The sequence below is a fragment of the Paenibacillus sp. FSL L8-0494 genome (genome assembly GCF_038003695.1).
GTDB classification, from domain to species: Bacteria; Bacillota; Bacilli; order Paenibacillales; family Paenibacillaceae; genus Paenibacillus_AQ; species Paenibacillus_AQ odorifer.
In genome coordinates, this window is the sequence record NZ_JBBOPQ010000001.1 from 5,715,322 (window position 1) to 5,730,984 (window position 15,663).

Annotated in this window: 15 protein-coding genes; 6 read left to right on the forward strand and 9 right to left on the reverse strand. The window is 46.9% G+C overall.

Annotation, left to right across the window (positions count from 1 at the left end):
* The first annotated feature begins 216 nt into the window (after positions 1 to 216).
* The 5 genes from NYE35_RS25840 (at position 217) to nagA (ending at position 5,850) form a co-directional block, all read left to right on the forward strand.
* Positions 217 to 1,659: an FTR1 family iron permease gene (locus NYE35_RS25840; RefSeq protein ID WP_341122229.1), complete on the forward strand. Its 1,443-nt coding sequence runs from the start codon at positions 217 to 219 to the stop codon at positions 1,657 to 1,659.
* Positions 1,660 to 1,856: 197 nt separating this feature from the next.
* Positions 1,857 to 2,837: a LacI family DNA-binding transcriptional regulator gene (locus tag NYE35_RS25845; protein ID WP_036679686.1), complete on the forward strand. Its 981-nt coding sequence runs from the start codon at positions 1,857 to 1,859 to the stop codon at positions 2,835 to 2,837.
* 231 nt (positions 2,838 to 3,068) lie between these two features.
* Entirely contained in the window at positions 3,069 to 3,947 is an 879-nt protein-coding gene (locus NYE35_RS25850; protein WP_036679688.1) for a MurR/RpiR family transcriptional regulator, read from the forward strand.
* Positions 3,947 to 4,675 carry a glucosamine-6-phosphate deaminase gene (nagB, locus tag NYE35_RS25855; RefSeq protein ID WP_036679689.1) on the forward strand — a complete coding sequence of 243 codons (729 nt, stop codon included), beginning with the start codon at positions 3,947 to 3,949 and terminating at the stop codon, positions 4,673 to 4,675. Before NYE35_RS25850 ends, nagB begins: the two co-directional genes overlap by 1 nt.
* Positions 4,663 to 5,850, forward strand: coding sequence for an N-acetylglucosamine-6-phosphate deacetylase (gene nagA / locus NYE35_RS25860; RefSeq protein WP_341122230.1), 1,188 nt, complete (start codon positions 4,663 to 4,665; stop codon positions 5,848 to 5,850). The genes nagB and nagA overlap by 13 nt, the downstream gene beginning before the upstream one ends.
* A 78-nt stretch (positions 5,851 to 5,928) precedes the next feature.
* Here nagA and NYE35_RS25865 read toward each other — a convergent pair whose 3' ends face one another.
* Entirely contained in the window at positions 5,929 to 6,966 is a 1,038-nt protein-coding gene (locus NYE35_RS25865; protein WP_051491082.1) for a YhcN/YlaJ family sporulation lipoprotein, read from the reverse strand.
* A 201-nt stretch (positions 6,967 to 7,167) separates the two neighbouring features.
* On the opposite strand from NYE35_RS25865, the gene NYE35_RS25870 reads away from it, so the two are divergent.
* Complete coding sequence (locus NYE35_RS25870) at positions 7,168 to 8,235, forward strand: glycosyltransferase family 4 protein (RefSeq protein WP_036679693.1); 1,068 nt, start codon at positions 7,168 to 7,170, stop codon at positions 8,233 to 8,235.
* Between the two features lie 76 nt (positions 8,236 to 8,311).
* Here the strand turns inward: NYE35_RS25870 and NYE35_RS25875 are convergent, their stop codons facing one another.
* The 8 genes from NYE35_RS25875 to wecB are packed head-to-tail and all read right to left on the reverse strand — an operon-like array spanning position 8,312 to position 15,271.
* A complete protein-coding gene (locus tag NYE35_RS25875) occupies positions 8,312 to 9,349 on the reverse strand; it encodes a glycosyltransferase family 4 protein (protein ID WP_341122231.1) in 1,038 nt (345 codons plus the stop codon).
* Positions 9,346 to 10,068: a glycosyltransferase family 2 protein gene (locus NYE35_RS25880; RefSeq protein ID WP_341122232.1), complete on the reverse strand. Its 723-nt coding sequence runs from the start codon at positions 10,066 to 10,068 to the stop codon at positions 9,346 to 9,348. Before NYE35_RS25880 ends, NYE35_RS25875 begins: the two co-directional genes overlap by 4 nt.
* A gap of 34 nt (positions 10,069 to 10,102) precedes the next feature.
* Positions 10,103 to 10,678, reverse strand: coding sequence for a class I SAM-dependent methyltransferase (locus NYE35_RS25885; RefSeq protein WP_036679697.1), 576 nt, complete (start codon positions 10,676 to 10,678; stop codon positions 10,103 to 10,105).
* A gap of 5 nt (positions 10,679 to 10,683) precedes the next feature.
* Entirely contained in the window at positions 10,684 to 11,400 is a 717-nt protein-coding gene (locus NYE35_RS25890) for a glycosyltransferase (RefSeq protein WP_341122233.1), read from the reverse strand.
* A complete protein-coding gene (locus NYE35_RS25895) occupies positions 11,397 to 12,368 on the reverse strand; it encodes an NAD-dependent epimerase/dehydratase family protein (RefSeq protein ID WP_076272755.1) in 972 nt (323 codons plus the stop codon). The genes NYE35_RS25890 and NYE35_RS25895 overlap by 4 nt, the downstream gene beginning before the upstream one ends.
* Positions 12,365 to 13,204: a dTDP-4-dehydrorhamnose reductase family protein gene (locus tag NYE35_RS25900; protein WP_076103694.1), complete on the reverse strand. Its 840-nt coding sequence runs from the start codon at positions 13,202 to 13,204 to the stop codon at positions 12,365 to 12,367. The genes NYE35_RS25895 and NYE35_RS25900 overlap by 4 nt, the downstream gene beginning before the upstream one ends.
* Positions 13,201 to 14,187, reverse strand: coding sequence for a polysaccharide biosynthesis protein (locus NYE35_RS25905; RefSeq protein ID WP_036679704.1), 987 nt, complete (start codon positions 14,185 to 14,187; stop codon positions 13,201 to 13,203). The genes NYE35_RS25900 and NYE35_RS25905 overlap by 4 nt, the downstream gene beginning before the upstream one ends.
* Positions 14,177 to 15,271, reverse strand: a complete 1,095-nt coding sequence (wecB, locus tag NYE35_RS25910; RefSeq protein WP_076103696.1) for a non-hydrolyzing UDP-N-acetylglucosamine 2-epimerase — start codon at positions 15,269 to 15,271, stop codon at positions 14,177 to 14,179. The genes NYE35_RS25905 and wecB overlap by 11 nt, the downstream gene beginning before the upstream one ends.
* Positions 15,272 to 15,663: the final 392 nt, after the last annotated feature.

Genomic DNA, 15,663 nt, shown 5'->3' on the forward strand with positions numbered 1-15,663 from the left:
GCGCTCGTCGAAGCCGGCCAGAGCCGCTGGGACGCGGCCGCCGCCGATGTAGAAGTGTTCGCTGCGCTGTGGCGCACCGCGAACACAGGCACGCCGGACCCGGCACTCGCCGGTCCGGCTGCTGCCGTTGACGCCGCGCTTGCAGACGCGGCGAAAGCCCTTGCAGCGGGCGGCGGCGAGCCCGCCAAAACCGCACTGTCCACGCTCGCGAGAAGCGTGGACGCGTACGTCACCGCCGCCTCCGGCACGGTCGGCGGTGATACTGGAGCCGCCGGCCGCGAGACGGCGGCGAAACTTTTGCCCGCGGCGGAACGTACGCGGGATGCGGCGCGCAGCTCCGACTGGAGCGCGGCAGCGGCAGCGTACCGCGACATCGTCAGCGGATGGAAGCCGGCGGAGCGCAACATCCGGGCGGACGATTCCGCCGTCTACAGCCTGCTGGAGACGCGAATAAGCCTGCTGCGGATTGCGCTGCAGGCTGAACCGCTCCGTGAGGCGTCGGCGAAATCGGAAGCAGAAGCACTATATCAGCTGCTGGCTGATTACAGTGAAGGCAAAACCATTGACGCTGGGGACACTTCCAGTGAACCAGCTTCTATAGAGGGATTAATCAACTACCTGAACAAAGCATCCTCCGCTGCCAAAGACAATAACAGCACAGAGGCCGCTAACATCATGGAGCAATTCATCGTAGCCTGGCCTTCTGCCGAGGGGCAAGTCCAGATCGCCTCACCAACAGTCTACAACAATATCGAAAACGAGAGTGTGGCTGTCACAGGTTACCTGCTCTCAAATCCACCTAAACTGGATCAAGCTTTAACCATCATGGACAATATGCTTAGTGAACTAACGCCCTTGGCTGGTGAGACCACTTATAACGCTTGGGATGCCGCTTTGATTCTGTTGCGCGAAGGACTTGAGGCTATTCTCGTCTTGTCAGCTCTTCTTGCTTACCTGAAACGTGATGGCAACGCCAAAGCGCAAAAATGGATCTGGTCCGGTGCAGCTGTCGGCCTCACTGCAAGTATCGGATTGGCTGTTGTGCTCACTTATACCATTTCTCGGGCAGCTTCCGGGGGAGCGCGGGAGATGATTGAAGGGATTACTGGTCTTGTCGCGGTAGTTATGATGCTCACCATCGGACGCTGGTTGCATAGCAAATCAAACACTGCGAACTGGAACAACTACGTGGGTAGGCAAGTTGATGGCGCGCTGGCCAAAGGAAACCTTTGGTCACTGTCCTCCGTTGCAGCGCTTGCGATTTTACGTGAAGGTGCAGAGACTACTATTTTTTATGTGGGCATGGCTCCATCCATCAAGCTGTCTCAATTACTGCTTGGGATTGGATGTGCTCTGATTATTCTTGGTATTGTAGGCTATGCAATGATTGCCTTGAGTGCAAAATTGCCGATTGCCGCCTTCTTCCGTACAGCTACAATTCTTATTTATTACCTAGTATTCCGCTTTCTTGGGGAGAGCATTCACTCGCTTCAGGTCGCTGGCAAACTTCCTGCGCATGTACAAGAGGGCTTGCCTTCAATTAACTGGCTTGGCATGTATCCAACTTGGGAAACCTTGCTTCCACAGCTGCTTGTCCTGCTGTTTATTGTGTGGGAGCTGCTTCGGAACAGATCGCCAAAAGCTTCACGAACAGCTTAGTTTTATTAATACAATAGATCTACCGGTCCGTCACGCCCTTGTGGTTACGCCGGTTTAGTCCGGTAATCTCTTGCATTTACAGTCTAATTTATGAAATGGATTCCATAGCAAGCTTTTTATTTGGGAGGTTATTTGCGGACAATATGATAAAATAAAATGATTATACACAAGCACCAAAGGGAGGCTGTTGTACTCTAATGGCTAATATTAAAGAAATTGCCCGTATGGCTGGTGTTTCCGTGACAACAGTCTCGCGGGTGCTCAATAATCACCCTTATGTAAGTGAAGTCAAACGAACCGCAGTTCTAACTACAATTGAAAAATTAAACTACACGCGTAATATGAACGCTGTGCATCTGATCACTGGGCGGACTCAAGCTATAGCTGTTATTATTCCGTATACCAACTTATTTTATTTCTCAGTCATTATAGCAGGCTTGGCTCAAGAAGCACTGCTGGCTCAATACCGGCTCGTTCTGTGCCAAACCGATTATCGTACTGAAGAAGAAATTAAGGTGCTTGAGATGCTGCGCAATAAAGAAATTGACGGTGTGGTTATGGTCTCTTCAACAATGAGCTCAGAAGCTATTGAAGAATATACAGCTTATGGCCCTATTGTGGTATGTCAGGATAGAGGAGAACGCCAATTTTCTTCTGTATATATTGAGCATTATTCTGCTTTTCGCAGCGGCCTTCAATATTTGAATGATAAAGGTTACCGCCATATTGGCTACTGTGAAGGAAGACCATACGGCAGCAGCAGCTCTATCCGACAAATTGCCTTTAGAGACTTTCTGGCGGCTACAGATCAGCCTTACATTGATGAATGGATGATCTATAACTGTGTGACCGAAGAGGACGGTGCCCGCGTACTACACCAACTGCTGCAGATGAAGAATCGTCCTGATGCCCTGATTATTTCAGCAGGCGATCATATAGCGGCCGGTTTAATCATCGAAGCTTGGAAAAAGGGTATCCGCATTCCTGAGGATCTGGCCGTCATCGGATTTGATGATCAGCCTATCGGCCGAACGTTAGGTCTGACCACTGTAGATAATCAGTTAACTGAAATGGGCATATCCGCTTTTCGGATTATCTATGATCAGATCCAGCGAAATGATGGACAACCCGTTCACCGCAAGCTTGAGTACCGTATTATAGAACGCAATACAGTATAGCATCCCTTTTATCTTAAATCTCCGTCGTAATTACATCATTTAACGGTCCACTTTGCAGCCTTCTGCGAGTAGGCCGTTTTTTATTTTTGCATATTCCCCTCTAGTATTCATTTTTATCCCTTGCTTCCGAATGGAATTTGTTTTATCCTAAGTATGAAAATAATTTTCTACATTTAGTTAATAATTATAAAAATAATTTCAATACCCCATTGAAACGAGGTGGATGAATGGATGTCCCCAATACTGCATGCACTCGAGCATGAGAAGGCCAAGCTCTCTCAAATGGAACGAAAGCTGGCTGAACGAATTCTCTCCTCACCAGGCGAAATCGTTCATATGGGCATTACAGAATTAGCAGAACAATGCGGAATAAGCCCGGCAACGATCACACGTTTCTGTAAGGTGCTTCATTTTAAAGGCTTCCCCGACTTCAAGGTGAAGCTGGCAGCAGAAATTGCTCATAGTGATGCCGCGCCGCAGGATGGTGGCTCTTCTTATCAAGATATTGTAGCAGGCAACCCACTCTCCGTGATTGTGGAAGCGATGCAGACGAACCATCTGACCTCCATCAGGGACACTACTTCCCTGTTAGATCTGGAGCGACTGCAGGCAGCAGTTAATTTATTGTGCCAAGCACGCCGCGTTGATCTATACGGGATGGCGACCTCTTCCATTGTTGCTCAGGATTTCTATCAGAAGCTGATCCGCATAGGCGTAAATTGCACTGCTTTTGCTGATTCCCATATGCAGATTACCTCTGCTTCATCACTCTCCGAAGGTGATGTCGTGTTCGCAGTATCCTATTCGGGAGAGACTCCCGAGACCATTGATGCCTTGATGTGTGCGAAGGCTAGCGGAGCAAGCACTATCGCACTAACCTCTTATGGCAGCAGCACCTTGGCTACTCTGGCGGATATCCCCCTATTCTCCTCATCTTTGGAGAAAGGTATGCGCCGGGGAGACATGGCCTCACGCATAGCTCAGCTTCACATCATTGATATTTTGTTCACTGGAATGGTCAGCACCCGTTTTGGGGATTTTATTCCTAGACTGGAGCAATCTTATCTCAATGTCCAACAATACCGAAACAAACGAGGAGGACAATCCTAATGAATATTCTAAAGTTCCATAGTGATGAAGATTTCGTACAAACGGGTGCGAATCTTATCGCCAGCCTACTGCAAAGCAATCCTAAAGCCGTGCTCGGTCTTGCGACCGGAAGCTCCCCAGTTGGTGTTTATGCCAAATTGGTTGAAATGCACCAAAAAGGACTTGTGAGTTTCTCTAAAGCAACTTCCTTTAATCTGGATGAGTATATCGGCTTGCCTGTCGACCATCCACAGAGCTATCGCAGTTTCATGAACGAGCAATTATTTAACCATATAGATATTGATCCAGGACAGACACATATCCCTAACGGAAACGCAGCGGATATGGAAGCAGAATGCCTTGCATACGATAAAATGCTGGAAGAAAACGGACCCGTTGACTTGCAGATTCTCGGTATTGGCAGCAACGGCCACATTGGATTCAACGAACCCGATGCTAACCTCAGCAGCAAAACCCATGTCGTTGACCTGCTTGATGATACCCGGGAAGCGAATGCCAGATTCTTCGACAGTTTGGACGAGGTACCTCGGCAAGCGATCACAATGGGCATTGGAGGCATCCTAAAAGCACGCCAAATTCTCTTATTAGTTCGTGGTGCCGGCAAAGCTGAAGCCATCCGCAATGCTGTTGAAGGCCCGATTACAACCCAATGCCCTGCATCCTTGCTGCAGAGCCATCCAAATGTAATCGTTCTCGTAGATGAAGGAGCAGGCAAATGGCTGAAATAAAAAAAGAACTAGAACAGTTGCTGTTCGGTAAGGTACTGACTCCCCAAGGTTTAATTGAGCATGGTGTGATTGCCGTATCTGGAGAGCAGATCCACTATGCTGGCGATGCGGCTTGGCTCCCAGAGCGTTACGCTCATTGGCCTGCCAGTGGTCAAGCAACGGATCTTCTGATCCCCGGATTTGTAGATGTACATGTTCATGGTGGAGCTGGCCACGACTTTATGTACAGTGATACTGAATCGCTGAATGCCATCACTAAGTTCCATAGTTCCCAAGGAACAACAACAATGCTGGCTACAACCATGACCGCTTCCAAGTCTGCTATTGACCAAGTATTCTCCGAAGTCAGCGCTTATCGTGCTGCTGAAATGCCTTACACACAAATTGCAGGCATGCATCTGGAAGGACCCTTCATCAGCCCGAAATGGTCCGGCGCACAAAATCCAGAGCATATTGTTCCTGCCAATATTGAGTGGCTAGCACAATGGGAGAACGATTATCCAGGAATGATCCGGCAAGTCACGCTTGCTCCGGAACGTGAAGGTGCCCTCGAAGCTATTCTCTGGCTGCGCAAGCACGGTATAACTGCAGCGCTCGGGCATACGGATGCTTCCTTTGAAGAGGTTATTGCCGCAGCAGATGCTGGACTTAACCAAGCTGTGCATATGTTCAATGCGATGACACCCCTACATCACCGTAAACCTGGAGCGGCTGGAGCTATTTTGTTCGATAAACGCATTCGCGCAGAGATTATAGCCGACGGGATTCATGTTCATCCCGCAGCCATTTCTATATTGACCCGTCTCAAGAAAGAGAACAATTTATTACTGATTACTGATGCCATGTCTGCAACTGGACTTAGTGATGGTGAATATACAATTGGTGATTTACCTGTACTCGTTCAAAATGGCATCGCCACCCTTAAAGATAATCCTGCTGCTCTAGCTGGAAGCACACTAACGATGATTCGCGGCTTCCGTTATCTGATCCAAGAGGTAGGACTCAGCTTGGAAGAAGCCTCCCGTGCTGCAAGCCTTACGCCAGCGGCGTCCATTGGAATGGAGCGTAGCATTGGTTCCTTGGAGGCTGGAAAACGCGGCGATATCCTGCGCCTTGATGCTGAATTTAATATTTGCGGCGTATGGATCGGCGGACGTCCAATCACCACTTCATAAAATTAGCTCCAAACAAAAAAGCAACAATTCTCTCCAGATGGTGAGATTGTTGCTTTTTTATTTAGATCACAATAATCATTAATAATTACGTGTTGGGAAAATTCGTTCAACCATGGTACGGAATTCATCCACAAATCCTTTTATCGGATGACCAGCACGAGCCTCTTCAGCATAAACATTAGCGCGTTCCACGAAGTCAGGATTTGCTGATACGTATACATCCTTAATTCTCGCATCATGTTTTTTAACTTCTGCAGCAATTTTATCTTTAATTGCTTTGGTAACTGTTTCTGTTTCTCTTGTATTTATGGTGTTATTTGTGTTATTTGAGTTATTCGTGCTATTGGTGTTGTACATATGCGTCGAATTACTTCTGTAATTCGTGTCATGGGTACTAGGAGTGGTACTGCGCATGCCCATGCCCATTCCAGTTCCCATACCTTTTCCCATCCCCATATCTACATCATGTTTCGAGCCATCGCTGTTCAGCAGAGGACCATTATTATAAGTATGGTTTCTTGTCGTACCTGTTCCCATAGTACCTGTACCTGTACCCAACATACCCGCTCCCAAATTACCCATACCATTGATTCCATTTCTGGTTGCCGGTCCAGTACTTGTTGTACCAGGAACTGTATTTACAGTACCTCTTAAGGCTCCGTTCATACCATTTGTTACAGCTCCAGTATCATTCATTCCATCACGGCCAATTTTCACTCTTCCTGTACCAGACATTACGCCAGTCGGTCCATAATTGTGAGGAGTGGTTGAAGATTTTGCCCGATACGATGGAGTCCCTTTGGCACGCAGGCCAGCAGTTGCATCATTTAAAGTTACTGCTACATACGCGCTTTTACCTGCAAGCATTACATTCGCTGAACGGACTTCAGGCATAGCAGCAATCCGGTCTGCAAGCTCCTGACTAACTTCCATCTTAGTGATGTTATGCGTGCCACCGCGTACGGAATTTACACCAATACGCCCATCATTTACTCCCCGGACACTATTGGTTTGCACATTAGATTTTTCTGCCGTATTGGTTCCACACCCTGTAATACTCACCAAGCCGAGAAGCAATGCAGCTGAGACTGACATACTGATCTTGGATCGCAACATGAATTCATCCTCCATCTCTAATGTTGTATGTGTGCAGTGTACGATCGTTAGGATGACCTTCTGAAGAACAAGCTATCCTGAAAGGATTTGGAACTATGCCACTTTGACCGTCACCCGCGAGTGCAGATCGGCGTATCTTATAAACAGTAAGCCATATCTCAACAAGTCGGTATTGCTCCGCAAAAGTCAGGAGGCTTGTGCATGAAAGTTCTATTTACGTTTTATGTACCGAGTGGCGGGGTGGAGACATTAAATAAGCTGCGATGTGAAAGTCTCCAGCGAAGTGGGATCGAATGCCATGTTTTATATCTAATGCCGGGTTCAGGCCAGAATACGACCAATTTTCCGGTATTTGTCTCATCTTCAGATGAAGAAATTAAAAATTTGCTGGATACCCATAATTACGATGCTATTATTGTTACATCAGATTATTTATTACTGAAACGTCTGCGTGAACTCGGTTACCGCGGTATTATGATATACGAATCTCAAGGCCTTGGAAAACGCAGTCATGCGGAAACTCTGATCAGAGATGCTGTCCCTTATTTACGTTCTTATTGTAATGCGGTACTAATCCCGCCAACCGATCATTTGTTGGAGCTGTTTATTGAAATCTGTCCCTGGCTGCATCGTTATGTAATTCCGAATATTGTTGATGTCCAGTCCTTTCAGCATATCCCTGCTGAACCTCCGGCTAATCCGGTTATCGCTTGGGTAGGCCGGCTAGAGAGCAATAAAAATTGGCGGGAATACTTGAGAATCGCCCATGAAATTCGCCTTTATAAACCAGATCTTCATTTGTGGATGTTCCATGATCCTAATTTAGCCGCAGAGGATCAAAAACAATCCTTTCAGGAGGAGCTACACGCCTTAGGGCTGAATGATCGTCTAAGTACTTTTACCAATATTCCTAATCATGTAATGCCGATTTATTATTCCTCGATAGCCAATTCTGGTGGATTCCTGTTAGCCACCTCCATTACAGAAGGATTTGGATATGCTGTTGCCGAAGCGATTTGCTGCACTTGTCCAGTACTTAGTACAGATTCCGATGGTGTTAGATCCTTTATTGTTCATAATGTCACGGGTAAATTTTACCCGCTTGGCAATATTCCAACTGCCGTCAACGAAGGACTGGAGCTTATGAACAATATTCCTCTGCGAGAGGGTCTCCGCCAGCAAGGAAGAGGATATATGGTCTCACGCTTCGGAACCGAGAAGTATGCGCAGTCTTTTCGTGAAATGATGAATTCATATGCCATCTTCTAACCGAAATCAAGCAAAAAAACCTTCAAGCCACTTCTCAAGTGGTACTGAAGGTTTTTTATATTTTAAGGACATATTACTAAGAGTTCCTCGCTACGATCTCAAACAGTGCATTCTGAAACAATTGTGTGCTTTTTTCCCAAGTGAAATGCTGTGAATCCTGCTCCCCCTTACGAGCCAGCCGCTGGCGTAAATCCGGGTCATTAATTAAGGTTATGATATCATCCGCGAGCCGATTCTCAAACCGGTAGGACATTAAGCAGTTGTGGCCATGCCTGCCATATTCCATATTCCCACCGGAGTAAACAGTAACGAGTGCTGCTCCACAACGCATAGCCTCGATGCCTGGTAGCGATCCCGTATCATACGTACTTGAGCTTACAAAAATATCACTCTCACTATAATGGTAACAAAGTTCAGTATCATTTGCAGGAGTCCTTATATGATATCGTTCATCCATTAATAAAGTTTGCAGTGTAGTCGACTCAGCAAATTCACCAGGAGGAATAATCAAATAAAGTTCAACTTCTGGATGAAGTCTTCTGACCCGATTTAACTGTTCAAGCAAATAATCTTGTTCACGATGACCTGAGAATCCTCCCTCCGGCTTTCGCATAACCGCGGAAACTACAAGCTTATTTTCAGGTTCACGAATGTTCAGGTTTCTAAAAACAGGATTCACACCAATGGGCACGATTGTCCCCTTAATGCCATGATTCATCTGGACGATTTCTTGCTGCCAGCGGGAAAGTACGAGCAGATTGCTGGTTAAACTATAAGATGCAAAAGAACGGCTATTGTCAGGTAAAAAAGTGGGCTCGTAGCAAAGTGCTAAGCGAATATGAATCCCTTTCCCCTCATTACTTGCCTGCTGCGATACCTCGACTGTGGTATAAAAGTTGGAGACAATCACGTCCCCCACTGGAAAATCGCTGGCCGACAAATCATCATCTGCCGCATAACGCAATTCACAATTTATCTCGTATTCAACGACACCATCGCTGGGCAAGAGGATCGTAATTTCATGACCGATCTCTGACAGACGATTAGCCAGTTCTGCCAGCATCCGTTGTGCTCCGCCCCTAGATAGAGTTAGAACAGGAAATATTAATTTCATTCCCCTCTCTCCTTTAGCAGCAGATGCGATAGAACCCCGTGATGTTTTGCTTGTACCAGTTCTATCTCTCTTTTCTGCGCCTCACTATGAATCACTGAGCCCATCTCTTGATGCACTCGATAATCAAGCTGCGGATGCTCAATATAAGACCAGCTAAAATGCGGTAAAATACGCAGCCATAAATCATAATCTTGAGTATATAACAACATTTCATCGAACGTTCCTACAGCACGAAATATATCCATATGAAGAAGAACTGTACTCCCATTCACCGGACAACCCAACATCATAGTCTCAATAAAATGGGCCCTGCTGCTAAAAAGCATACTTACCGTATCTGAGATCCGTTCTCCCTGCTCATTTATATAATAATAGGCTGTATAGTTAAACAAAGTGCCCGTACTTTTGAGCTTTTCTATTTGGTTTTTGATTTTATCCGGGTGAAATTGATCATCTGCACTGAGCCAGGCAAAATACGTTCCGGTAGCCACTTCTATCCCTTTGTTCAAAGCAGAGGCCGTCCCGCTATTATCCTTTTGTATATAAATGATCCTGTCACGGAAGGGAGTCAACTTCTCCAGCCATAGGGTAGAACCGTCGTCGACTACAATGAGTTCTACATTCGGATAGCTTTGATTCAAGACACTTTGGATGGCGAGATCCACATACGAACAGTTATAAAATGGGATGATCACCGATACTTTAGGTTCTTCACTCATACGCGCTCACCTCCTTCACCCGGAGCTCAACTTTTTATACTGTTTTACAAGCAAGCAAGGCATCTACTGGTGCATGGTCTTCACCGAACGCTTCTCGAAACGATGGGTTTTGGGCATGATGGAAGCCTTTCAGTACCGTTACCTCATACCCCAGTGCAATAAAATCCTCCGGCTCCCATCCGCTCCGGTGCTTTTGATAATGCTCCCCCTGCAAATGATAATGATCCATACCCTCCTGTGGAAAAAAGCCCCGAGGGGTAAATACAACTACTCGGTTATTGGCGATTCTTTCGGCCATCCCGAGCAGTGTCTTTGCTTCATTTTTATTAAAGTGCTCTATTGAATCAATAAAGGTAACCGCTGAAAATGTTTTGGGGAGGAACAATTTATCCATATGACTGGCATCTGCATGTACCGGAATAATATGAGGTGACTTATATTGACGATGCAGCAGGTACGGCCTGTGAATTTCTAATCCAAGCACTACTGCGGCTTCATATCGTTCAAGCAGGGTACCGGTGCCGCTGCCGATATCCAGAATACTCTCGCAGAATTTCAACTGTTCCAGTAAGACTGGCAGAAAGTCATTCACTTCAATTTCCCGGTACATTACCTTCAGCCCCCCATAGAAGAAATCAAGTGCTGCAGCGAATTCTTGTAGCGGGCATTGGTCGCAGCTGCCTCTGCCATAATTACATCAAAATATTTGATCGTTCCCATGCCATCATGAGTCCGGTAAGCTGTAAGTGATTGATTCAACATCACAGGTGGATATCCGTTCAGAATGGCGCGGAACCATAAGTCATAATCATGTGTGTAAGGAAGTGATTCATCAAAAATCCCTATGGCTCCAAACACCTCTCGTTTAAACATCACCGTACAGCCATTAATGGGATTACCGTGTAAAAAACAACGTAAGTAATCCAGGTGACTAGGAAACAATGGCGCAGCATTCAGCTGAACCAGCTGCGATTGAGCGTTAATATAGTTAAAGTTGGTATAGGAGATTAACAAGTGGTTCTGCTCCATGAACAGAACCTGATTGTTGATCTTATCCCGATAAAATAAATCGTCTGAACTAAGCCAGACCACATAGTCCCCTGTTGCATTCAAAATGCCGTGATTCAGTGCGGAGGCGGTTCCCCCGTTGCCTTTGCCCAAATAATGAATTCGGGAGAGATACGGTGTAATTAGATTGCTATGAGCGTGCGAGCCGTCATCGACAATAATGATCTCGTAAGGTTCCCAAGACTGGGAGAGCGCACTTTGCAGGGCGTGTTCAATATAAGGACAATTATAAAAAGGAATCACTACCGAAACCTTCGGTCTCATAACAACCTCCCCTCCCCGTTAACTCGGTAATAATTCAAAATATCCATTAACGATTGGCTAAGCCCAATCTCCGGACGCCAGCCCAGTGAAAACACATCAGCCTCAGGGGTTGATGCTTCTGAATGAACCTTCTTATCCGCTGTGGCTGCGATCTCTGAAATAGCCCGTTCAGCATCTGCAGGTCCCCAGTCCATTGGCACTGGTCCTACAGAATGACTGAGCAGCTGCTCCGCGATCTCCCCGAGTTCCCGCTGCTTCCCCGAATCGATGCGATAGATGGTTCCATTTGTACCTTTACGCAAAATGTAGTCATAAGCTCTAACGGCATCTCTAACATCTAAAAAATCACGCAGCGCATAACGAGAAGAGAGCTTAAATGGAGGTATTTCCTCATCTGGCTGGACTTCACTTCGAACAATGTGCTGTGCTAATAAAGAGCAGAAGCCGGTGGAAGGACCGGGACCAATCAGATTACACGGTTCAGCCAGCAGAACCGGCTGTTTAAATAAGGTGCCCCATGCGAGGGACACCAGCTCTTCTATTGTTTTGCTAAGGCTATACGGGTGTGGTGGCCCAGCCACCACACCCGGTTTGAACTTAAGTCTGGAGCCTGCCACTAGAATCCGACTGCTCGGCAAGCTTCGCATTGCCTCTAGTAAATATAAGGTGGCCATCACATTTGTCTCCATATAAAGCAAGGGATTAAGCCATGACTCGGGTACGGAGTTCTTCCCAGCCAAATGAAGGACAGCGTCCGGCGCAGTTTGCTTGATCATCTCAGCTACTGCTTTCCGGTCACTTAAATCACAAACATATATCTTTACTCCTTCTGGAAAAAGAGTGGAGGCAGCTGTCGATTGCGGCCGCAATACAGCGATAACCTCAGCCCCTCCTGCCGAAAATAATCGAACCGCATGTTGCCCGGTGAATCCACCGGCTCCGGTAATCAGAAGTCTTTGCCCTGTCATAAATACATCTCTGACTGTTTCATCCAGTCAGCCAGTTCCTGCAGCATTAAAGGATATGAAGGCAGCGGCAAGAGGACATCCGCTCTTGTATTCACTAGTGTACGATCCTGAATATGTTCATCCTCAGGGATGATCTCCACATTTTCTTTATGAAAAGCCGCCTGAATATGCTGAAGCAGCTCATATTTACTTACTGGCTCTGGATGCGCTAAATGGATCAGCCCCGATACGGAGGAATCCAGCATTACATCCACTGCTTTGGCTAATTGGAGCGTTGTGACCCCGTTCCACATCACCCGCCGGTATCCTGAAACTTTACCACTCTGCGCCAGGAACCAATCCATCAGACCAATACCGCCTGAGCGGATTTCGGGGCCAATAATGGAAGTGCGAATCGTAAGATGCCCGGGTTTTTGCACCTCACCGAGGCTTTTCGAAATTGCATATACAGAGGTTCCATCAGGAGCATCCTCTTCGGTGTACCCTCCGCGTGTTCCTTCGAACACGCAGTCGGTACTGATATGGATGAGCCTTGCCTGAACATCCTCCGCCTTTCGCCACAAGTGATGAGGGAGAAAGCCATTCACGTGGTAAGCCCCAATTTTGTCACGCTCCGCGAATTGATTGAGAACCCCCATTGCATTGATAATGCAATGAGGGGAAACGATATCGACCAGCTTCTCAACTCCGGCTATATCGTTCGCATCTACATACAGCCCGCCAAGATCGCTCTTATCCCGGGTTGTATGGAAGACGTGATGCTTGCCCTGGCGGCGAAAATAATCCGCCAGCATATGCCCCGCCATACCGTTTCCACCTAGGATAAGCAGCTTCATTGCAGGAACCCTCCCCGGATCAAGATGCTTTTGATCTCTTCCCGATCCATCAGATTCGTCTCTGAACTGAAGCTATTGAAAGAGACATGAGGATAAGCGCTATAATGTGCCTTTAATTCCGGCATGTTCAGCGTAGGGAGAATTACTAGATACTGTTCATCGTAGACAACGGTAGTTAAGCTTTCGAAATCGCTCATCAGAATCTCGTGGATTTTCTCCCCCGGACGAATCCCGGTTTCGACAATACTCACATTGGACTCTCCGGAAGCTTCAATCAGCACCTCAGCAAGATCTATAATTCGGCAGGTAGGCATAGTCATGACGAAGATTTCTCCACCCAAGCTAACCTCAGAAGCTTTAAATAATAATGTAATAGCATCGCGTAGGGTAAAAAAGAAGCGGGTCATTTTCATATCCGTAATGCGTACCTGACCCTTATCCTTAATCTGCTTCATGAACAAATGCACGACGCTGCCGTTCGTTCCGAGCACATTACCTCCGCGTACAGTAACGAACCGGGTGTTTGAGCCAATCAGATTGGCATAAACGAACAATTTTTCCCCGATCGCTTTGGTCATTCCATAGAAGTTGGATGGGTTCGCAGCCTTATCGGTAGAGATGTAAATTGCTTTTTCAACGCCATTTACAATGGCAGCTTCGATCACATTTTGAGTTCCCACTACATTGGTTTTGAGTGCTTCATAAGGCTGATCTTCACAGACTGGAACATGTTTGAGCGCCGCCAGATGAAAGATGTAATCAACGCCACGGCAGGCTGCAATCAGCGCATCCTTGTCACGGATATCGCCAATGATAAAGCTGAGACGTTGATCTTCAAACTCCCGGCTCATCGCCACTTGAGCGGATTCACTGCGGGAGAATACGATGATTTCCTTAGGATTTTGTGGCAGAAGTTGCCTAATCAGCTCATGCCCCCAGGAACCAGTTCCGCCTGTGACCACAATCCTTTTATTATTGAACATGCAGGTTCCCTCCAAGCAAGAATTTAACTACCTTGACCGAAACATCCGGAGTCATGTATCCTTCCGGTGCCTCCCAATCCCGATTGAGCGCCGTCATCAGCTTGACGCTGCGAAGAATACTTTTCTGATCTACACCTGAGACTACATTGCTGCCACAATCCACTGTTTCTGGACGTTCCGTCGTTCTGCGAATCGTAACTGTTGGCACTTTCATCAAGCAGCATTCCTCCTGTACAGTCCCGCTGTCGGTGATGGCACATAAGGCGTGCTGTTCCAAATAGACAAAATCAAAAAATCCGAAAGGTTCATGAAATTCAACTAGTGGGTTCATTGGAAGGGAAAATTGCTCGGTAAGTTTGGAGCGAGTGCGAGGATGAATGCTGCATATTAAACGAATTCCAAAATGCTCAGCCACTGCGTTAAGACCCGACATAATTTGTACAAGGGACTCTGGATCATCTACATTCTCAGCACGGTGGGCCGTGACTAGGAAATACTGTCCTGAGGTAAGCTTCAGCTGCTCCAGAATGTCGCTAGTTTGGATTTTGTGCTCAAAATGGGTCATGACCTCATGGATCGGATTTCCTGTTAACACGATACGCCTGCTGGGGAAACCTTCGCTGATTAGATGTCTTTTGCTCTGCTGCGTATAAGGCATATTAATGGTCGAAACGGCGTCGATGACACGGCGGTTTTTCTCTTCTGGTACTTGGAGGTCATAGCAACGGTTGCCCGCTTCCATATGCACCACCGGAATTCCCATACGTTCAGCCAAAATCGCGCATAACGCGCTGTTCGTATCGCCCAGAAGCAAGACACGATCTGGCTGTTCTTTTAGTAAAATGCTTTCTAACCCTCCGAACATGGCGGCAAGCTGACCGCCTAGTCCTGCTTGTTTATCCTGCAGCACATAATCCGGTGCCCGCAGTCCCAGCTCAGCAAAGAAAATGCCGCTGAGACTGGCGGTGAAGTTCTGGCCTGTATGCACCAGGATGTGCCGCTCAGCATGTTCGTCGAGAAGCGGAATGATTACACTGAGGCGAATGATTTCAGGCCTCGTGCCTAAAATCGTCATGATCTTCATGAGTTCACTCCCCTGCCTGTTTAATTATGGTCTGACTTGGCTCAGTCAGCGGACTGTGCTCTGGTTGCTGGATTGAGCTCATTTAGCGGGATTTATACCGCTCATTGCGTTCAGATTGCTGGATTGAGCTCATTTTGCGGGATTTTTACCGTTCATTTGGCTCAGGTTGCTGGATTGAGCTCATTTTGCGGGATTTTTACCGTTCATTTGGCTCAAGTTGCTGGATTGAGCTCATTTAGCGGGATTTATACCGTTCATTTGGCTCAGATTGCTGGATTGAGCTCTTTTTGCGGGAAATGTACCGTTCATTTGGCTCAGGTTGCTGGATTGAGCTCATTTAGCGGGATTTATACCGTTCATTTGGCTCAGATTGCTGGATTGAGCTCATTTAG